Origin of the sequence: Sphingomonas yabuuchiae, from assembly GCF_014199595.1 — a bacterium.
In the GTDB taxonomy this organism is placed as follows: Bacteria; Pseudomonadota; Alphaproteobacteria; order Sphingomonadales; family Sphingomonadaceae; genus Sphingomonas; species Sphingomonas yabuuchiae.
Genome location: NZ_JACHNX010000010.1, coordinates 1 through 19,445, shown reverse-complemented (window position 1 = coordinate 19,445; position 19,445 = coordinate 1). Strand labels below are relative to the sequence as shown.

At 66.0% G+C, this 19,445-nt stretch carries 15 protein-coding genes and 1 pseudogene; 12 read left to right on the top strand and 4 right to left on the bottom strand.

Features of this window, described 5'->3' with window-relative positions:
- Positions 1–364 precede the first annotated feature (364 nt).
- A complete protein-coding gene (locus GGQ89_RS12820; protein WP_184106072.1) occupies positions 365–1,072 on the bottom strand; it encodes an FCD domain-containing protein in 708 nt (235 codons plus the stop codon).
- A gap of 211 nt (positions 1,073–1,283) precedes the next feature.
- Between GGQ89_RS12820 and GGQ89_RS12815 the strand changes: the two genes are divergently transcribed.
- The 3 genes from GGQ89_RS12815 to GGQ89_RS12805 all read left to right on the top strand — a co-directional run bounded on the left by GGQ89_RS12815 (position 1,284) and on the right by GGQ89_RS12805 (position 4,948).
- On the top strand, positions 1,284–3,251 hold the full coding sequence (locus tag GGQ89_RS12815) for a CocE/NonD family hydrolase (protein ID WP_184106071.1): 1,968 nt from the start codon (positions 1,284–1,286) through the stop codon (positions 3,249–3,251).
- Positions 3,252–3,339: 88 nt separating this feature from the next.
- Entirely contained in the window at positions 3,340–4,506 is a 1,167-nt protein-coding gene (locus tag GGQ89_RS12810) for a GAF domain-containing protein (protein ID WP_184106070.1), read from the top strand.
- Positions 4,484–4,948 (top strand): response regulator, encoded by a 465-nt coding sequence (locus GGQ89_RS12805; protein ID WP_184106069.1) that lies wholly within the window; start codon positions 4,484–4,486, stop codon positions 4,946–4,948. Before GGQ89_RS12810 ends, GGQ89_RS12805 begins: the two co-directional genes overlap by 23 nt.
- Here GGQ89_RS12805 and GGQ89_RS12800 read toward each other — a convergent pair.
- On the bottom strand, positions 4,930–5,391 hold the full coding sequence (locus tag GGQ89_RS12800) for a MarR family winged helix-turn-helix transcriptional regulator (RefSeq protein WP_184106068.1): 462 nt from the start codon (positions 5,389–5,391) through the stop codon (positions 4,930–4,932). The two genes, GGQ89_RS12805 and GGQ89_RS12800, sit on opposite strands and share 19 nt — an antisense overlap.
- Before the next feature lie 96 nt (positions 5,392–5,487).
- Here GGQ89_RS12800 and GGQ89_RS12795 point away from each other — a divergent pair, with 96 nt between their 5' ends.
- The 3 genes from GGQ89_RS12795 to GGQ89_RS12785 are packed head-to-tail and all read left to right on the top strand — an operon-like array spanning position 5,488 to position 9,757.
- Complete coding sequence (locus tag GGQ89_RS12795; RefSeq protein ID WP_184106067.1) at positions 5,488–6,684, top strand: HlyD family secretion protein; 1,197 nt, start codon at positions 5,488–5,490, stop codon at positions 6,682–6,684.
- Entirely contained in the window at positions 6,681–8,267 is a 1,587-nt protein-coding gene (locus GGQ89_RS12790) for an MDR family MFS transporter (protein WP_380773174.1), read from the top strand. Before GGQ89_RS12795 ends, GGQ89_RS12790 begins: the two co-directional genes overlap by 4 nt.
- An 8-nt stretch (positions 8,268–8,275) precedes the next feature.
- A complete protein-coding gene (locus GGQ89_RS12785; protein ID WP_184106066.1) occupies positions 8,276–9,757 on the top strand; it encodes an efflux transporter outer membrane subunit in 1,482 nt (493 codons plus the stop codon).
- Between the two features lie 131 nt (positions 9,758–9,888).
- Here GGQ89_RS12785 and GGQ89_RS12780 read toward each other — a convergent pair whose 3' ends face one another.
- The gene (locus GGQ89_RS12780; RefSeq protein WP_184106065.1) at positions 9,889–10,278 is read right to left on the bottom strand and encodes a MerR family transcriptional regulator; all 390 of its coding nucleotides are present in this window, start codon (positions 10,276–10,278) and stop codon (positions 9,889–9,891) included.
- A 3-nt stretch (positions 10,279–10,281) separates the two neighbouring features.
- Positions 10,282–11,943 carry a long-chain-fatty-acid--CoA ligase gene (locus GGQ89_RS12775; protein WP_240456411.1) on the bottom strand — a complete coding sequence of 554 codons (1,662 nt, stop codon included), beginning with the start codon at positions 11,941–11,943 and terminating at the stop codon, positions 10,282–10,284.
- A gap of 185 nt (positions 11,944–12,128) precedes the next feature.
- Between GGQ89_RS12775 and GGQ89_RS12770 the strand changes: the two genes are divergently transcribed.
- The 6 genes and pseudogenes from GGQ89_RS12770 to GGQ89_RS12745 form a co-directional block, all read left to right on the top strand.
- Entirely contained in the window at positions 12,129–13,265 is a 1,137-nt protein-coding gene (locus tag GGQ89_RS12770) for a thiolase family protein (protein WP_076716776.1), read from the top strand.
- Complete coding sequence (locus GGQ89_RS12765; protein ID WP_184106064.1) at positions 13,265–15,592, top strand: 3-hydroxyacyl-CoA dehydrogenase/enoyl-CoA hydratase family protein; 2,328 nt, start codon at positions 13,265–13,267, stop codon at positions 15,590–15,592. The genes GGQ89_RS12770 and GGQ89_RS12765 overlap by 1 nt, the downstream gene beginning before the upstream one ends.
- An 18-nt stretch (positions 15,593–15,610) precedes the next feature.
- Positions 15,611–17,407, top strand: a complete 1,797-nt coding sequence (locus GGQ89_RS12760) for an acyl-CoA dehydrogenase C-terminal domain-containing protein (protein ID WP_184106063.1) — start codon at positions 15,611–15,613, stop codon at positions 17,405–17,407.
- Between the two features lie 173 nt (positions 17,408–17,580).
- Positions 17,581–17,988 carry a DUF2147 domain-containing protein gene (locus GGQ89_RS12755; RefSeq protein ID WP_056433839.1) on the top strand — a complete coding sequence of 136 codons (408 nt, stop codon included), beginning with the start codon at positions 17,581–17,583 and terminating at the stop codon, positions 17,986–17,988.
- A gap of 34 nt (positions 17,989–18,022) precedes the next feature.
- Complete coding sequence (locus tag GGQ89_RS12750; RefSeq protein WP_184106062.1) at positions 18,023–19,336, top strand: OmpP1/FadL family transporter; 1,314 nt, start codon at positions 18,023–18,025, stop codon at positions 19,334–19,336.
- Positions 19,337–19,350: 14 nt separating this feature from the next.
- Positions 19,351–19,445 (top strand): annotated as a pseudogene (locus GGQ89_RS12745) (electron transfer flavoprotein subunit beta/FixA family protein); the annotation flags it as partial.

Sequence of the window (19,445 nt, the reverse complement as noted above, 5' to 3'; positions counted from 1 at the left end):
AGCGGGAAGCCTCCGCAATGGTAGGCCCGGTCGTCCTGATTCGACGCCCTTGCACTATCGGGCCGACCGATGACGATGTCGTGGTTTGCGGGCGAAGGGACGATGCGCGGTTCCGCCTTGGGCCAATGCCGCCGCCACCGTCGGCCGACGGCATGTTGTCCCGCCCCTTGCGTATCCAGATTGCGCCGGGCGTTTCGTTCGGTTTTCAAAAGGGCGGCGGCTTCGGCCTGCGGACCGAGTTCGGGCCGGGCCGGAAGACCGGCGAGGGCGAGTAGCGGCTTTCCGGGCGAGGAGAGGGTTGGCGACGACCGGCGCCGCCGTCAGCTTGTGACATGCGACACCCCTTCGACATGGTCCCGAAGGGTCAGGACGTCAGCGCGCGTTCCGTATCCTCTCGGGCCTGCTCGACCAGCACGATGGTCGCGGCGCGTGCCGCCGACGCATCGGCGTCGGCGATGGCGGCGAACAGCTGGCGGTGTTCGGGCATGGAGTCGCGGGGCAGCTTGGCGCTGCGGTGCTTGTAGAGCGTGGTCCAGCGGACCGCCGCGCCGATGCTGCCCGACAGGCTGATCAGCAGTTCGTTGCCCGTCGCCTCCAGGATGATGTTGTGGAACAGCTGGTCGGCGGCGCGGCCCTGTTCGGTATGGAGGCCATGTTCGCCCATCGCCTCCAGCGCAGCGCCCATGCGCGACAGCTGGCGCGTGTCGCGCTTGAGGGCGGCCAGTTCGGCGGCGGCGGGTTCGACGATCAGGCGGAGCTGAAACAGGCTGGTGACGAAACCGGCGGGCGGCTCGCCCTCGAACATCCAGGCGAGCAGTTCGGGATCGAGCAGATTCCATTCCAGCCGCTCGCGCACCCGCGTGCCTGCCTTGGGCTTGCTGACCACCAGCCCCTTGGCGGACAGCATCCGCAGCGCCTCGCGCACCACGGAGCGTGATATGCCGCGTTGTTCGGCGATCTCGACTTCGCCGGGCAGGGTCGATCCGGTGGGGATGCGGCCGGTCACGATGGCGACACCGATGTCCCGCGCCAAGGCACTATGGGCGGGGCCGCGCCGCTTCAAGGTCGTCACTCGGTAGGGTCCTCCCCGGATCGCGGGGCCGCACCCCGTTGTTGTCTGACCATATTATGGGGCGATGCGCCGAAAGGGAAGCGCAAGGCGAGACATGTGCCTTGGTTGCACTCCAAATGATACCATGTATCATGATCGCCGCCAGTTGCTCCCGACCCCATGTCGCGGCACGATGCGGCATCCACCGATCCATGAGGGGGTCCGTTTTTCCATGCGTTTTCGCCCGTTTCTGCTCGCCGCCAGCGCGCTCGCCGTCCTGACGCCCGCCACCGCGCAACAGGTGCCCGCGGCTGACCCGTCACCCGTGAAGGTCGTCACCGACTCCACGGTCGGCGACATTCCCGCCCGCTTCACGCCGCCGACCAATGTCGCGGAGCGGGATTACGACAAGCGCGAGATCATGATCCCGATGCGCGACGGCACCAAGCTGTACACCGTCATCGTCGTGCCAAAGGGTGCGGTGAACGCCCCGATCGTCCTGACGCGCACGCCCTATAATGCGGCTGGCCGGGCCAAGCGGTCGGACAGCACGAAGATGATCGAGGCGCTGCCGCTCGCCGACGAGGCGTTCGTCAAGGCGGGCTATATCCGCGTCTATCAGGATATTCGCGGCAAGTACGGCTCGGAGGGCGACTATGTCGTGACGCGTCCCGTCATCGGTCCGCTGAACGCGACCAAGGTCGATCACGTCACCGACGCCTATGACACGATCGACTGGCTGGTGAACAAGGCGAACCTGCCCGAATCCAATGGCCGCGTCGGCATGATCGGGTCGTCCTATGAGGGCTTTACGGTCGTCATGGCGCTGCTGAACCCACACCCCGCGCTGAAGGTCGCCGCGCCCGAAAGCCCGATGATCGACGGCTGGATGGGCGACGACTGGTTCCATTACGGCGCGTTCCGCCTCGCCAATATCGGCTGGATCGGGTCGCAAACCGGCTACAAGGGCGAGGGCAAGGCGCCGTCCAGCGGCGGCTACGACGATTACGAGAATTTCCGCTACGGCTCGGCGAACGACTGGGCGAAGAAGTCGGGCTATGACCAACTGCCCATGTGGCAGCGCGTGGTGCAGCATCCGGCCTATGACTTCTACTGGCAGGGTCAGGCGCTGGACAAGCTGCTCGCGGCCAACCCCTCCAACGTGCCGACCATCTGGGAACAGGGGCTGTGGGACCAGGAGGATATGTACGGCGCCATCACCGCCTGGGAAGCGCTGAAGGCCAAGGGCAAGCTGGGCAACAATTTCCTGGTGATGGGCCCGTGGCGGCACAGCCAGATCAACCGCACCGGCACCAGCCTGGGGCCGTTCCAGTGGAATGGCGACACCGCCAAGCAGTTCCGCGAGGAGATGGTCCTACCGCTGTTCAACCAGTATCTGAAGGACGGCGCGCCCGCCAACCTGCCCAGCGCCGCCATCTACAACACCGGGGAGAATCACTGGGACAAGCTGACCCAGTGGCCGCTCGCCTGCCAGAGCGGGTGCGCCGCGCCGCTGACCCCGCTCTATCTGGCGGAGGACAAGGGGTTGAGCTTCGACAAGCCGGGGACGGGGGCGGATGCCTATGTCTCCGATCCCGCCAATCCGGTCCCGCATCTGTCGCGCCCGGTGAACTTCAACGACGGCCGCTGGGGCGACTGGCTGGTCAGCGACCAGCGCCATGTCGATGGGCGGACCGATGTCGTGACCTATACGACCCCGGTCCTGACCAAGGCGGTGCGGGTGTCCGGTGCGCCAATCGCCGACCTGTTCGCGCGCACGACCGGGACGGACGGCGATTTCGTGGTGAAGATCATCGACGTCTACCCGTCCGAAAACGCGATCGACGAAAAGATGGGCGGCTATGAACTGCCGATCAGCCTCGACGTCTTCCGCGGCCGCTATCGCAACAGCTTCTCCAACCCCACGGCCATTCCGGCGGGCAAGGTGCAGGAATATAAGTTCCGCCTACCGACCGTGAACCATGTGTTCCAACCGGGGCACCGGATCATGGTCCAGGTCCAGTCCAGCCTGTTCCCGCTCTACGATCGCAATCCGCAGACCTTCGTGCCCAATATCTTCACGGCCAAGGCGGGCGATTACCGGAAGGCGACGATCACGCTGGAGCGCGGCGGCGCCAATGCCAGCCGCGTCTGGCTGCCGGTCGTGCCGCTCGACCAGTCGGCGGTGGCGGCGCGCTGACCCGTTTGGGGCGGGATGACCTCCCGCCCCACGGATTTATCCGAAACACCCCTTGGAGCCACGGGCCGGTAGCGTTACTCTGACCTCCGTGGCTCTCCCACCACCTTCATTCCCGCCTTTGCCGCTGCCCGGCGAAGCGATCGGAACGGCTGCGGCCAGCCCTGCCGATGCGCAGCGCTATCTGTCGCTCGTGGCGGCGGCGACCGACCGGCTGATGGCGGCGGATGATCCCGGTGCGATGATCGACTCGCTGTTCGCGCTGATCCGCGACGAACTCCATCTCGACGTCTTTTTCCATTTTCGCCGCGACGGCGATGCCGTCCGGCTGGAGGCCGCTGGCGGCCTGACCCGGGCCGAGTGGCAGGCGGCGGCCGGTCTGGACATCGGCCCCTCCGCCTGCGGTCAGGCGATGCGCGAGCGGCGTACGCTGCACCTGACCGATATCCAGACCAGCGGTGAGGAGCGGACGGGGTTCGTCCGGTCGCTGGGCGTGCAGGTCTATCTGTGCATGCCGTTGCTGCACGGGGACGAGTTGTTGGGCACGCTCGGCTTCGGGCGGCGTGCGGCGCGGCCGTTCGACCAGGAGGAGCGGCGCTTGTTGCTGCTACTCTGCCATTATGCCGCACTGGCGCAGCACCGGTTGCGGATCGAGGAGGCGCTGCGGCGCGGGCTCGATACCCAGGCGCAGTTGCTGGCCGAGCTGAACCACCGGGTCCGCAACGCGCTGCAAGTGGCGATCGGTCTCGTCTCGCATGAGGGGCGGGAGGCCCCCGATACCGGCACGCGCCGAGCGCTGATGCGGGCGGCCGAACGGTTGCAGGTGCTGGCGAGCGCGCACCGGCCGCTCTACGCCACCGCCGATACGGGGCTGGTCGACCTGCCCGCGCTGTTCGGCGACGTGATCGCGCAGTTACGCGGCGAGACCGGCAATGTGCCGATCACGGTCGACAGTCCGGTCTCGGTGCCGATCGAACGCGCGGTGGCGGCCGCACTGCTGCTCGACGCGCTGATGGCGCAGGGTGCGGGGGTGCCACGCATCGTCTTCACGGTGAACAGTGCGCCGGGGAACGAAATGCTCCGTATCTCGTTTGAGGCGATCGGATGGGGACGTATCGCCGAAGTGGTCGACCGAGATCGATTGGTGGCGAGGCTTTGCCATCAGTTGCGCGCGACGTTGACGAACGAGGATGATGGGTGCCTGATCTTGGTCATGCCGCATGACGGCGGCGCATATGGGGCTCGCCTCGCGTCCTAACGAACTGGTCGATGACGATCGCGGCGACGAAACCCCGCTGAACCTCCTGATTATCGAGGATGAGGCGCTGGTCGCCATGCTGGTCGAGGACGCATTGACGCTGCACGGTCACCGCGTGATCGGCATTGCCGACACCGTCTCCGCCGCCATGGCGCTGGTTGATGAGGAGCGGCCCGACCTTGCGCTTTGCGACGTGAAGCTGGCCGATGGCGATAGCGGGCTGACCGCCGCACAACTGCTCGCAGATCGCGGCATTCCCTGCATCTTCCTGAGCGGCAACTGCCCCGAGCGCGGCGGCCATCCGCTGGTCATCGGCTGCATCGCCAAGCCGTTTCGCGCAGGCAGTCTGGGCGCCGCCGTCCGTGCCGCGCATGTGGTGGCGCAGGGCGGGCGGCCCAGCGATCCCCCCGCCGCGCTGCGTTTCTATGGCGAGAGGATCTGATCGCGGTTCTGATTTTCGGGCGAACCCTCGATCGCCTGTTCCATCTTGTCGAGGATTCGCGCGAACTGCCCGACTTCCTCATCGCTCAGCAAACCGAAGGCCTGAGCGATCAGCGTTCGACGCAGCGGCTCGGTCTGGCGCAGCACCTGCCGCCCATGATCGGTGATATCGAGCCGCTTCGCCCGCCGGTCGTCGGGGTCGGGCACGCGCACCACCAGCAAGTCGCGCTCCATCGTGTCGATCGCCTGCGTCACCGTGCGGGGGGCCAGGTCGAACCAGTCGGCGACATCGGCGGCACGAACCGGCGCATTGTTGGCAATGAAGTGCAGCATCTTGGTGCGCGCCAGCGAAGCCCCTTGCGCGGCCATCCGCCGGTCCAGAAGCCGGTGGAAACGCAGATAGATGCGGCTGTAGCGGAGAGCCAGGGTTTCATAATCGCACATAATATGAGGTAGCTCAATAAATGGTCTTGCCTTATTGTGCAAGTGCGAGCAAATGCACCATCCAGTTCTTTTGATTCCATCGACAGGGAGGCCGGTGTGGCCGACGCAAACCAAGTGAATGAGGGGCAGGACGCCGAGCGCCAGGACGCGGAGACGGCGGAGAGCAAGACCCCCGCATCGCCCGCCAAGAAGCGGCGCATCCGTGTCATCCTGCTGGTCGTCGCGGCGGTCGCCGTGATCGGCGGCGTCTTCTGGTATGCGAACTACAAGAGCGTCGGCCAGTATATGCAGACGACCAACGACGCCTTCATCCAGGCGGATGCGGTCACGGTCGCGCCCAAGGTCTCGGGCTATGTCGACAAGGTGTTCGTCGGCGAAAACCAGAATGTCCAGGCGGGCCAGCCGCTGCTCCAGATCGACACCCGCGACTATCAGGCGCAGACCGCGCAAATCCAGGCGCAGATCGGTGTCGCCCGCGCCAATGCCGAGGGCGTCCAGGCGCAGATCAAGGAACAGCAGGCCGCGATCGACCGCGCCGAGGCCGATCTCCGCGCCGCGCAGAGCGACGCCGCCTTCGCGCAGGCCGAGGTGACGCGTTACACGCCGCTCGCCGCATCGGGTGCCGAGAGCCGCGAGCGTTTGTCGCAGCTTCAGAACCAGGCGCGTCAGGCCAACGCCAAGGTCGCCGCAGCTTCCGCCGCGCTGGCCGCGTCGCGTCGCCGTATCGGCACGCTCGATGCGCAGGTGCAGCAGGCGCGTTCGCAGGGGCAGGCCGCCAAGGCGCAGCTGGACGCCGCCGAGGTCAATCTGGGCTCGACCACGATCCGCGCCTCGATCGGCGGTCGCGTCGGCAACAAGACGGTGCGCGTCGGCCAGTTCCTGCAGGCGGGCACCCGCACCATGTCGATCGTGCCGGTCAACCAGCTGTATATCAACGCCAACTTCAAGGAAACGCAGCTGGGCCTGATGCGTCCCGGCCAGCCGGTGAAGATCGAAGTCGATGCGCTGCCGGGTGTCGAGATCAAGGGCCATGTCGAGAGCGTGGCACCGGGCACCGGCGCGCAATTCTCGCTGCTGCCGCCGCAGAACGCGACCGGCAACTTCACCAAGATCGTCCAGCGCGTGCCCGTCCGCATCGCGGTCGACGCCGATGCGCAGACCCGTGCGCTGATGGTGCCCGGCATGTCGGTCGAGGTGACCGTCGACACCCGCTCGGCCAAGGGCGCGTTGAAGCACATCGCCGAGCAGCAGGACCAGCATAACGAAGCGCGGCAGGGGGCGCAGGGCCGGTGAGCGCCGCCGCCGCCCCGTCAAAGGGCATGAAGGCCGGTTCGGCTGCCCCAGTGGGCGGCACACCGGCGAAGGCCGACCTGACCGCCTGGCTCGCCGTCGCGGCGGGTAGCATCGGCGCACTGATGGCGACGCTCGACATCTCGATCGTCAACTCCGCGCTGCCGACCATCCAGGGCGAGATCGGTGCGAGCGGGACCGAGGGGACATGGATCGCGACCTCCTATCTGGTCGCCGAGATCATCATCATTCCGCTGTCGGCGTGGCTGGAGCGGCTGCTGGGCCTACGTACCTTCCTGCTGATCGCCTCGATCCTGTTCACCGGCTTTTCGGTGGTGTGCGGCCTATCGACCAATTTGACGATGATGATCATCGGTCGCGCGGGGCAGGGCATCACCGGCGGTGCGCTGATCCCGACCGCGCTGACCATCATCGCCACCCGTCTGCCGCGCGAGCAGCAGCCGATCGGGACGGCGTTCTTCGGCGTCACCGCCATTTTGGGGCCTGTCATGGGGCCGCTGATCGGCGGCTGGCTGACCGAGAATGTCAGCTGGCACTATGCCTTCTTTCTGAACATCCCGGTCGGCGCGGTGCTCGTTACGCTGCTGCTCGTCGGCCTGCCGCACCAGAAGCCGCACCTGTCCGAGCTGGCCAAGGCCGACTGGCTGGGCATTGCGGGCCTAGCGCTCGGGCTGGGCGGGCTGACCGTCGTGCTCGAGGAAGGGCAGCGCGAGCAGTGGTTCGAGTCGCGTGAGATCATCGAACTGACCATCTTGTCGATCTTCGGCTTTGGCCTGTTGTTCGCTGGGCAGTTCGTGGCGTCGCGTCCGGTTATCCGGTTAAAGCTGTTGCTCGACCGCCAGTTCGGCAGTGTGGTGATCATGGGGATCGTGCTGGGCATGGTGCTCTACGGCACCTCCTATGTGATCCCGCAGTTCCTCGCCTCGATCGCTGGCTATAACGCGTTCCAGGCGGGCAAGGTCGTGCTGTTGAGCGGCATTCCCAGCCTCATGATGATGCCGTTCACCCCGATCCTGATCAAGAAAGTCGACATCCGTATCGCGGTCGGACTGGGGCTGAGCATCATGGCGCTGAGCGCTGGGATCGACACGGTGCTGACCGCCGATTCCACTGGCAGTTCGTTCACCGACAGCCAGCTGTTGCGCGGCGTCGGCACGATCCTTGGCATGGTGTTCCTGAATCAGGCGGCGATCTCGTCGGTGCCGCCGTCTCAGGCGGGCGATGCGGCCGGGCTGTTCAGCGCGGCGCGCAACCTGGGCGGTTCCTTCGCGCTGGCGGGCATCGCCACCGTGCAGGACCAGCGCAGCTTCCTGCACGAGCGTCGGCTGGAGGAATCGCTGTCGGCCAATTCGGGGTCGACCCAGGGATGGATCGATGCGCTGACCCAGCAATTCGGCAGCGCCGATGCTGCGCTGCGCATGATCGGTAATACGATCCGGCAACAGGCGCTGGTCATGACCTATAACGACCTGTTCTTCATCCTGTGCGTCGGCATCATCATGGTGATGCCGCTTGTCCTGTTCCTCCGCCCGCTGCCCAAGGGCGGCCCCGTGGCGATGCATTGAGACCCATGATGCGCAAGCAGCTTTCCCTCATCCCGTTCCTCCTGCTGGGGGCCTGCACCGTCGGGCCGAACTATGCCGGGCCGCCCAAGGCCATCGGTTCGGCCGCGACCCCGCCCGCCGGGTTCGCGCGTGCCGACAACACGTTGGCGACGACCGCACCCGCGGTGGCCGACTGGTGGACGACGCTGAACGATCCGATGCTCAACTGGCTGGAGGAGCGGGCGCTGGCGTCCAATCCGAATGTCGAGGTCGCGCAGGCGCGATTGAAGCAGGCGCGGTCCTCGCTACGACTGGAGCGCGCCAATCAGGCGCCCAATGCGAATGCCAGCGCGACCTATCTCCACGCCAATCTGCCCGAACTCAACCTCGGCGGCGGTGGCGGAGAGCAGGGTGGCGCCAATGGCGGCGCGTCCGGCGGTTCGGCGAGCGGCTCTGGCGGCGGCACCAATGTCGACTTCTTCAACCTGGGCTTCGATGCCAGCTGGGAGATCGATCTGTTCGGCGGCCGTCGTCGCACCGTCGAGGCCGCGCGCGCCAGTGCCGAGGCGGCGGAAGCCAATGTCGCCGATGCGCAGGTCTCGCTCAGCGCCGATGTCGCCCAGGCCTATGTCGGGCTTCGCGACGCGCAGCAGCGACTGATCCTGGCGCGCGAGGCGTCGAAGATGCAGCGCGACACGCTGAACCTGACGCTCCAGCGGTTCAACAACGGCACCGCCTCGCAACTGGAGGTCGAGCGGTTGCGCAATCAGGTGGAGAGCACCGATGCGCAGATCCTGCCGCTATCGTCCTCGGTCGAGACCTACCTCAATGCGCTCGCTATCCTGATCGGCGAGGCACCCGGTACGCTCGACCAGCGCCTGACCCAGGCGGCACCGGTGCCGTTGCCGCCGGCGCAGGTGGCGGTCGGCGATCCGACTGCGCTGCTTCAGCGTCGCCCGGACATCCGCGCGGCCGAGCGCAATCTGGCGGCCCAGACCGCCAAAATCGGCGTGGCGGAGGCGGCGAAGTTCCCGCGCCTCAACCTGATGGGGATCATCGGCATCGGCGGCACCTCGCTCGACTCGCTGACCGATCTCGACAATCTTGTGACGCTGGGCGCGCCGATGCTGCAGTGGAACGTCCTGAACTTCGGTCGCGCCAATGCCCGGGTCGGCCAGGCCGAGGGCGCGCGCGACGAGGCGGAGGCGCGTTATCGCGGTGCAGTCCTGTCGGCGCTCCGCGATGCCGAGGATTCGCTGTCGCGCTTCCGGGCGCGGCGGAACACGGTAGCGACGCTGGCGCGGGCCAAGGCGTCGGCGGATCGCTCGGCGGTGCTGATGCAGCAGCGCTATCGGGCGGGGGCGGCCACGCTGATCGACACGCTGGACGCGGAACGGCAGCGGGTGGCGGCGCAGCAGTCGCTGTCGCAGGCGGTCGCCGGGCTGACGAATGATTACGTCGCGCTGCAAAAGGCGCTCGGCCTGGGATGGCGGGCGCCGTCGGGGGCTTAGTTCCCAATTCCTCCCCTGTAAGGGGAGTTGGCAGTCCGCAGGACTGACGGAGGGGTGTCACCATCAGCGGGGACGCCCCTCCACCAGCTTCGCTGGTCCCCCTCCCCTTGCAGGGGAGGAATCAGAAGCGGTCAGGCCCCCGCCTTTGCGATCCGTTCGCGCGCTTCGCGTTCGATCGTTTCCAGTTCGTCGACCGTCTGGACCAGCGCGGTCATTTGCTGGCGCAGTTCGTCGACCCGTTCGCGGCAGCGTTCGGCCAGCACGCGCATCTGTTCGACATGCTGCGGGTCGGCATCGTCCAGCCGCAGGAACTCTTCGATCTCGCGCAGGGAAAAGCCCAGTCGCTTGCCGCGCAGGATCAACTGCATCCGCCCCGTCTCGCGCTTGGAATAGACGCGCGCGGTGCCGACACGGCGCGGCTCGATTAGTCCGCGATCTTCATAGAAACGCAGCGTGCGCGTCGTCACGCCCAAGCTGTTCGCGACATCCTGGATGCCGCGAAGCTCCTCGTTTTCCCCCACCGTCTATTCCCCCACGGGCCGCGCCGCCGTAGCGGCGGCTTTGGCCAATTCTTCCTCAACCAATTCCTTTTTCGACAATTTGCCGATCAAGGTCTTGGGCAGGCTTTCGCGGATTTCGACCTCGCGGGGAAGTTCGATCTTGCTGACCTTGTCCTGTAAAAAGGCACGCAGCTCTTCGGGCGTGGCGTGGTGATCGGCGGCCAGCTTGACGAAAGCCTTGGGCGACTGGCCGCGATAGGGGTCGGGAATGCCGATGACGACGGCTTCGGCGACGGCGGGATGCTCGTACAGCGCTTCCTCGATCATGCGCGGATAGACGTTATAGCCCCCACACAGGATCACGTCCTTGATCCGGTCGACGATGAACAGATAGCCGTCCTCGTCCAGATAGCCGACATCGCCGGTACGCAGCGCGCCATGAATGAAGACCTGTTCGCTCTCGCTCGGCTTGTTCCAGTAACCGGACATGACCTGCGGGCCGCGCGCACAGATTTCACCGACCTCGCCCGGCGGCATCAGCCGGTCGGGATTGTCGCGGTCGCGGATCTCGATGATCGTACCGGGGAAGGGGATGCCCGCCGATCCGCCCTTGTTCTCGCCGATCAGCGGGTTGCAGGTGATGATCGGCGACGCCTCCGAAAGGCCATAACCCTCGACCAGCTTGCCGCCGGTCGTGTTCTCGAACGCCACGCGCACCTCGGCGGGCAGGGGGGCGCCGCCCGAAATGCACGCCTTGATCGCCGACAGGTCGACCTTGCGTGCCTCCGCGACGCCCGCAATCGCATTATAGATGGTGGGGACGGCGGGGAAATAGGTCGGCTTGCTGCGCGCGATCGTCTTGAGCACCTGGTCCAGCTCGAACCGGGGGAGCAGGATCATCTCCGCGCCGACCCGGATCGCGAAGCTGAGCACGGTGGTCAGCGCGAAGACGTGGAAGAGGGGAAGCACGCCCAATATGCGTTCCTCGCCGATCATCTCCTCGCCGCCGGTATGGATGACCATGGCATCGGCATTGGCGACGAGATTGGCGTGGGACAGCATCGCCGCCTTGGGGCTGCCGGTGGTGCCGCCGGTATATTGCAGCACCGCCACATCATCGGACCTCGCCGAGATCGGCGCCAAAGCGCCGCCGCGCTTCATCATCTGAGCAAAGGTCAGGTGGCGGGGCGAGGGGCCGGGGGCGGCGATCATCGCGCGCTTGAGCAGGAGATAGGCCAGCCCCTTGATCGTCGGCAGCGCGCCCGCGACCGGACAGGAGATGACATGGCGCAGGCCAAGCTTCTCGGCGACATGGCTGACGCGGCCGTAAATGTCGGGAATGTCGCAGGTCGCGATGATCTCCGCGCCCGAATCCTCCAGCAGGTGGCACAGCTCGCGCTCGACATAGAGCGGGTTGACGTTAACGACGATGCCCCCGGCCTTCAGCGTCGCGAAGTAGAGGACGGGGTAATAGATGATGTTGGGCAGGCAGAGCGCGACGCGGGTGCCCTTCGTCACCCCCAGCGCCTGGAGCCCGGCGGCGGCCTTGTCGACCATCGCGCCCAGTTCGTCATATCGGGTGATTCGGCCCATGAAATCGATGGCGGGCCGAGACCCATGCCGCCGTACCGTGGTCTCGAACATGTCGGTCAGCAGCCGCGGCTCGAAGACCAGAGGGCGTCCCATCGCTTGACCCGGTACACCGCCTGTCGTGGTTTCCCCGATGGCTCCTGCCGTCATCGCGTCGCTCTCCTATATCTTTTTTCGACCATACCCGGTTGTCGATTGCGGTCGAGTTGCTTATTGTGTTGACGTATAGGGTAGGTAACGCACCTTAACGTTAGGCCGCAAGCCCATAAAGAGAGGATTGGATGACCAACATCGTGATCGCAGGCTATGCCCGCTCTCCCTTCACCCAGGCTGGCAAGGGCGCGCTCGCACGGGTTCGTCCCGATGACCTGACCGCGCAGGTGATTCGCGGCCTGATCGAGCGGACCGGCGTCGATGCTTCGGAGATCGAGGACATCATCCTGGGCTGCGCCTTCCCCGAGGGCGAGCAGGGCATGAACGTCGCGCGGTTGATCGGCCTGCTGGCGGACCTGCCGCTGTCGGTCGGCGGCATGACGGTGAACCGCTTCTGCGGATCGTCCATGTCGGCCATCCATATCGCCATGGGCCAGATCCAGATCGGCGCTGGCGAGGCGTTCATCTGCGCCGGTATCGAGTCGATGAGCCGGGTGCCGATGGGCGGCTATAACCCGCTGCCCAACCCCGAACTCGCCGCAGCGCGGCCGGGGGCCTATATGGGCATGGGTCAGACCGCCGAGAATGTCGCGACCAAGTACCAGATCACCCGCGCCGAGCAGGAAAAGTTCGCGGTCGCCAGCCAGAAAAAGGCCGCCGAGGCGCGCACCGCCGGTCGTCTGGCCGATGAGATCGTGCCGATCCACACCAAGGCGGGCGATGTGACCGAGGACGGCCTGATCCGCGCCGACACGACCGAAGAGGTACTGGCGGGCCTGAAGCCTGCCTTCGATAAGGAAGGCACCGTGACCGCAGGCACCGCCTCGCCGCTGACCGATGGTGCCGCGGCGGTGCTGGTCACGTCGGAGGAATTCGCCAATCGCCACGGCCTGAAGATCCTCGCCCGCATCAAGTCGGTCGGCATTTCGGGCTGCGAGCCGGAGACGATGGGCCTTGGCCCGATCGGTTCGTCGAAGAAGGCGCTGGAGCGGGCGGGTATCTCGGCGGGCGATCTGGATGTCGTCGAGATCAACGAGGCCTTTGCCAGCCAGGCGATCGCCTGCATTCGCGACCTCGGCCTGAAGGATGAGACGATCAACAAGGATGGCGGCGCGATCGCGATCGGCCATCCGCTGGGCGCGACCGGCGCGCGCATCGTCGGCAAGGCGGCGGCGCTGCTGGCGCGTGACGGCGGTCAGTACGCTCTCGCCACCCAGTGCATCGGTGGCGGGCAGGGCATCGCGACTGTGCTGGAGCGTGCATGATGGCTGACACGATCAACAAGGTTTGCGTGATCGGTGCAGGGGTGATGGGCGCAGGCATCGCGGCGCAGGTCGCCAATGCCGGTGTGCCCGTCCTGCTGCTCGACATCGTGCCCAAGGACGGCGCCGACCGCGACGTCATCGCCAAGGGGGCTGTGGCCAAGATGCTCAAGACCGAGCCCGCGCCCTTCATGTCGCCCGCCGCCGCCAAGCTGGTCGAAACCGGCAATATCGAGGATCACCTCGATCGCGTCGCCGAATGCGACTGGATCGTCGAGGCGGTGGTCGAGCGGCTGGACATCAAGCAGGCGCTGTATGCCCGGCTGGAAGAGCTGAAGCGTCCCGGCACGGCCGTGTCGTCCAACACCTCGACCATCCCGCTCGGCCATCTGGTCGAGGGGCGGTCGGAGCAGTTCAGACAAGACTTCCTGATCACCCATTTCTTCAACCCGCCGCGCTATATGCGGCTGATCGAGATCGTCACCTCCGAGCATACCGATGCCGGTGTTGCGGCCAAGGTCGAGCAGTTCGTCGATCACCGCATGGGCAAGCGCATCGTCCGCGCGAAGGACACGCCGGGCTTCATCGCCAACCGTATCGGCACCTATTGGCTGGCGGTCGCGATCAACGCGGCGATGGACCAGGGCCTGACCGTCGAGGAGGCCGACCAGATCGGCGGCCGTCCGATGGGCGTGCCCAAGACCGGCATTTTCGGGCTAATCGATCTGGTCGGCATCGACCTGATGCCGCTGCTTGCCAAGTCGCTATCGTCGACCCTGCCGGAGGGCGACGCCTATTTCGACACGATCCGTCCGCTGCCGCTGATCGACAAGATGATCGCGGAGGGCTTTACGGGCCGCAAGGGCAAGGGTGGCTTCTACCGCCTCGACCGCAAGCCCGACGGCACCAAGGCGAAGCAGGCTATCGACCTGAAGACCGGCGAATATCGCGCTGAAAAGAAGCCGGAACGTCTGCCAGGTCGCGCCGAAAAGGATCTGGCCGCGCTGGTCGCGGCGCCGGGCAAGGTCGGCGACTATGCCTGGGCGGTGCTGGGTCCGGTTCTGTCCTATGCCGCCGGGCTGGTCGGCGAGGCGGCGGACGATGTGGTCGCGATCGATGACGCGATGAAGCTGGGCTATAACTGGAAGTTCGGCCCGTTCGAGCTGATCGACCGCATGGGTCCGGGCAAGCTCGCCGAGCGTCTGCGTGCCGAGGGCAAGAAGGTGCCCGCCCTGCTGGAGACGGCAGGCGACCGCCCCTTCTACCGTGTGGTCGATGGCAAGCGTCAGTATCTGACCGCAGGCGGCGACTATGCCGATGTCGTCCGTGCAGAGGGCGTGGTGCTGCTGGAGGACATCAAGCTGCGCTCCGAACCGCTGCTCAAGAATGGTTCGGCCTCGGCCTGGGATGTCGGTGACGGCGTCGTAGCGTTCGAGTTCACCGGCAAGATGAACGCGCTCGACGAGCAGGTTCTGTCGCTCCTTCAAAAGACCATCGCGCTGGTGAAGAGCCAGTATAAGGCGCTGGTCATCTATAACGAGGGCAGCAACTTCTCGGCCGGTGCCAATCTGGGTCTCGCCATGTTCGCGGTGAACATCGCCGCCTGGGGCGAGGTCGACAAGCTGGTCGTCGCGGGGCAGCAGGCTTACAAGGCGCTGAAATACGCGCCCTTCCCGGTGGTCGCGGCGCCTGCGGGTATGGCGCTGGGCGGCGGGTGCGAGATCCTGCTTCACGCCGATGCGATCCAGGCCCATGCCGAGAGCTATATCGGGCTGGTCGAGACCGGCGTCGGTCTGGTCCCCGGATGGGGCGGAAACGGCGAGCTGATCGACCGTCTCGCCAAGTCGCCCAAGATGCCCAAGGGGCCGATGCCCGCCGCCATGAAGGCGTTCGAGACGATCTCGACCGCGCAGGTGTCGCGCTCGGCGGCTTTGGCCAAGGATTTGGGCTATCTCCGCAAGGACGATGGCATCACCATGAACCGCGACCGGCTGCTGGCCGATGCCAAGCAGAAGGCGCTGTCGCTGGTCGAGGGCTATCAGCCGCCCGAAAAGCCGGTCTTCCGCCTGCCGGGTGCGGCCGGACGCGTCGCGTTCAACGGCGCGGTCGCCGACTTCGCCAAGAAGGGCGTCGCCACGCCGTACGATGTGGTGGTCGCGGGCCGTCTGGCGAACATTGTTACCGGCGGCGAGGCCGACATCATCGACGAGGTGAGCGAGGATCAGCTGCTCAAGCTGGAACGCGCCGCCTTCATGGAAAGCGTCAAGGATGCGCGGACCCAGGCGCGGGTCGAGCATATGCTCGAAACCGGCAAGCCGCTGCGCAACTGATCGGGAGAGGATAATCCCATGCAAGTCTATAACGCACCGCTGCGCGACATGCGTTTCGTCCTCCACGAGCTGTTCAAGGAGGACGAGTTCGGCCCCGTCGCGGGCCAGGACGAATTTGGTCCCGAGCTGTACGACGCGATTCTTGAAGAGGCGGCGCGCGTCACGCAGGAGGTCCTGCTGCCGCTCAACGCTACCGGCGACATCGAAGGGTGCAAGCTGGAAAACGGCGTCGTCCGCACGCCTTCGGGCTTCAAGGAAGCCTATAGCCAGTTCTGCGAAGGCGGCTGGGCCGCGCTCGCCTCACCGGTCGAATATGGCGGGCAGGGGCTGCCCGAGGCGGTGAACAAGCTGGTCGAGGAGATGATCTGCGCGACGAACCTGTCGTTCAGCCTCTATCCCGGCCTGACGCATGGCGCGACCACCGCGCTGATGGGCCATGGCTCGGAAGACCTGAAGAGCTTTTACCTGCCCAAGATGATCTCGGGCGAATGGTCCGGCACCATGTGCCTGACCGAGGCGCATTGCGGCACCGATCTGGGCCTGCTGCGCACCCGTGCCGAGCCGCAGGAGGATGGTTCCTATCTGCTGACCGGCGGCAAGATCTTCATCTCGGCGGGCGACCATGACCTGACGGACAACGTCATTCACCTCGTCCTCGCGCGCACGCCCGATGCGCCCAAGGGGGTGAAGGGGATCAGCCTGTTCCTGGTGCCGAAATATCTGCCCAGGGATGACGGCTCGGTCGGCCCGGCCAATGGCGTCAGCGTCGCGGCGATCGAACACAAGATGGGTCTGAAGGCTTCGGCCACCTGCCAGCTGGAGTTCAACGACTCCAAGGGCTGGGTCGTGGGAGAGCTGAACAAGGGCCTGGCGGCGATGTTCACCATGATGAACACCGAGCGTGTCTCGGTCGGCATCCAGGGCCTGGGCATCAACGAGGTCGCGTACCAGTCGGCGGTCGCCTACGCCAAGGACCGCTTGCAGGGCCGGGCGCTGGGCGGGGCGGTGCGTCCCGACCTGCCCGCCGATCCGATCATCGTCCACCCGGACGTGCGCCGGATGCTGATGACCATGCGTGCCTATGCCGAAGGGTGTCGTGCACTGGGGCAGTGGGCGGCGCGTGGTCTGGATGCCGAAGCCCATGCGATCGACCCGGCCGACCAGTCGCGCGCGGCCGACTTCGTCGCGCTGCTGACCCCGGTCGTGAAGGCGCTGTTCACCGACCTCGCCTTCGACGCGGCGAACATGGCGGTGCAGGTCCATGGCGGCCATGGCTATATTCGTGACCATGGCATCGAGCAGTTCGTCCGCGACGCGCGTATCGCCCAGATCTACGAGGGCACTAACGGCGTCCAGGCGCTCGACTTGGTCGGCCGCAAGATGCCCGCGCATATGGGCCGGTACATGCGTCCCTTCTTCCATGCCGTGTCGGAGCAGGTCGAGGCGCTGACCCGCCACGACGACAAGGCGATCACCGGCTGGGCAGCAGGGATGCAGCAGGCGTTCGGCGCCTTGCAGCTCAGCACCGGTATGATCGCGCAAAAGGGTATGAAGGACCCCGAGGAGGCGGGTGCGGCAGCAACCGACTATCTGCGCCTGCTGGGCCTGGTCGGCATGGGGCACTGCTTCCTGAAGTCGGCGCGGATCGCGACCGAGCGATTGGCCGAGGGTACCGCCGAGGCGGGCTTCTACAAGGCCAAGCTGGCCACGGCCGGGTTCTTCTTCGACCGCATCCTGCCGCAGGCGACGGCGGCGTTCCTGGCGATCAAGTCGGGCAAGCGCTCGACCATGGCACTGGAACTGGAGGCGTTTTGAGGTGACGCGATGCCGGTTACACTTGATTGCGGTTAACCGGCATCGTAGGCATGACGTGTTGTTCTCCTATGCGTCACATGGTGGACGTATAGGGTAATAAAGATTTTCGGGAGCGACCGGCTAAAAAGCCGGCGCTTCGGCCCCGATAAGCGGGTGTGGAGAGGAGAAGAGGCATGTTGTTGACCCTGACGGCGATGGCCCTTGCAGCGGCCGGTGTGAATGCGGACTCGGTGGTCGGCCGCTGGCAGACCCAGACGCGCGGCGGCGTGGTCGAAATCCAGAAATGCGGCTCTTCGGTCTGCGGCCGTGTCCTGACCTCGGAAAAGCTGCGCACCAACCCCGCGCTGACCGACCAGAACAACCGCGATCCCAAGCTGCGCAACCGTCCGCTGAAGAACCTGCTGATCCTGCAGGGCTTTTCGCAGGATGGCGCGGCCTGGAACGGCGGCACGATCTACAATGCCGAGGATGGCAAGACCTATAGCGCCAAGCTGACGCCCGAGGGGCCGGACACGTTGAAGGTGCGCGGCTGCGTCTTCGTACCGCTCTGCAAGACGCAGACCTGGACCCGCATCCGCTGATCTTTGCCCAACCAGATAGAAATTCTCGGGGAGTATGCTCATGAACAAGTCCCTCAAGGCGCCGCTTCTGGCCACCGCCATCCTGTCTTCGTCCTTCGCCTTTGCAGGCGCGGCGCATGGTCAGGCCTTCTACCTTCAGGAACAGTCGACCCGTGGCCAGGGTCGCGCCTTTTCGGGTGAGGGTGCCGACACCGGCGCGTCCTCGCTCTGGTGGAACCCGGCCGCGATCGCGGGGATGGAGCGTGGCGAGGCGGTGCTGGGCGCATCGGCAATCATCCCCAAGGGCGATGTCGTCGACAATGGCACGCTGATCCGTCGTCCGGGCCAGACGACCTTCCAGCCGGTCGGTGGCGACCGGGTGTCGAGCGACCCCATCAATCGCGGCATCGTGCCGTCGGGCGCGGTCGGCGTTCCGCTGAACGACCGGGTCGCGGTCGGCCTGGCGGTCACGTCGCCCTACAGCTTCACGACCGAATATGACGCGACCAGCTGGGCGCGGTACAGCGCGCTGAAGACCGAATTGCGCACCATCGATATCCAGCCCTCGGTCGGCGTCGCGCTGCTCGACTGGCTGCGCGTCGGCGGCGCGCTGAACGTCCAATATACCAAGGCCGAGCTGGGCAACGCGCTGCCCAACCTGTCCTCGGCCTTGCCCGATGGCTTTCAGCGGCTCAAGGGCGATGGCTGGGATCTGGGATGGACCGCGGGTGTCCAGCTGCACAATGACTGGGCGACGGTCGGCATCAGCTACAAGTCGCGGATCAAGCACAATCTGAAGGGCAGCCTGGAAGTCGGCGGCCTGCTCGGCCCGCTCGCCGGGCAGAACCGGACGATCGATGGTGCGACCGCGACCTTCTACACGCCCGCCCAGATCATCGTCGCCGGTCGCTTCCGCGCGACCGACAAGCTGACGCTGAATGCGCAGGCGGTGCGCTTTACCTGGGCTGATTTCGATGCGATCCGCCTGGGCGCGCCGATCAACACCGCCATCCCGCAAAATTACAAGAACAGCTTCTCGCTGGCGGGCGGCTTCGATTACGCGGCCACGGATCGCCTGACCCTGCGCGCGGGCGCGCAGCGTGGCATCACGCCGACCCAGAACGGCAATCGCGACGCGCGCGTGCCCGATGCGAACCGCTGGAACTATTCGATCGGTGGTTCCTATCAGGTGACCCCGCGCTTCACGCTGGATGCGGCGGGCAGCTATATTGACTTCGCCAATGCCAGCATCGATCGCCGCACCGCCGCCTATGCGGGAACGGCCGTTCAGACGCCGATCCTGACCAATGGTCAGGTGCAGAATGCCCGTGCGTTCGTAGCGTCGATCGGCGGCCGCTTCAGCTTCTGATTGAGAGAGTGGACATGAAGATCGTCGTGCCCGTGAAGCGGGTGTTGGATTATAACGTAAAGCCGCGCGTGAAGGCGGACGGGACGGGCGTCGATCTGGCGAACGTGAA

Bases quoted from the DNA above. Each gene is read 5' to 3' on its own strand.
- GGQ89_RS12775 (WP_240456411.1), bottom strand. From the start codon at position 11,943: ATGGGACGCCCTCTGGTCTTCGAGCCGCGGCTGCTGACCGACATGTTC.
- GGQ89_RS12770 (WP_076716776.1), top strand. From the start codon at position 12,129: ATGACCAACATCGTGATCGCAGGCTATGCCCGCTCTCCCTTCACCCAG.
- GGQ89_RS12805 (WP_184106069.1), top strand. From the start codon at position 4,484: ATGGGGCTCGCCTCGCGTCCTAACGAACTGGTCGATGACGATCGCGGC.
- GGQ89_RS12785 (WP_184106066.1), top strand. From the start codon at position 8,276: ATGCGCAAGCAGCTTTCCCTCATCCCGTTCCTCCTGCTGGGGGCCTGC.
- GGQ89_RS12760 (WP_184106063.1), top strand. From the start codon at position 15,611: ATGCAAGTCTATAACGCACCGCTGCGCGACATGCGTTTCGTCCTCCAC.
- GGQ89_RS12815 (WP_184106071.1), top strand. From the start codon at position 1,284: ATGCGTTTTCGCCCGTTTCTGCTCGCCGCCAGCGCGCTCGCCGTCCTG.
- GGQ89_RS12800 (WP_184106068.1), bottom strand. From the start codon at position 5,391: ATGTGCGATTATGAAACCCTGGCTCTCCGCTACAGCCGCATCTATCTG.
- GGQ89_RS12765 (WP_184106064.1), top strand. From the start codon at position 13,265: ATGGCTGACACGATCAACAAGGTTTGCGTGATCGGTGCAGGGGTGATG.
- GGQ89_RS12750 (WP_184106062.1), top strand. From the start codon at position 18,023: ATGCTCATGAACAAGTCCCTCAAGGCGCCGCTTCTGGCCACCGCCATC.
- GGQ89_RS12755 (WP_056433839.1), top strand. From the start codon at position 17,581: ATGTTGTTGACCCTGACGGCGATGGCCCTTGCAGCGGCCGGTGTGAAT.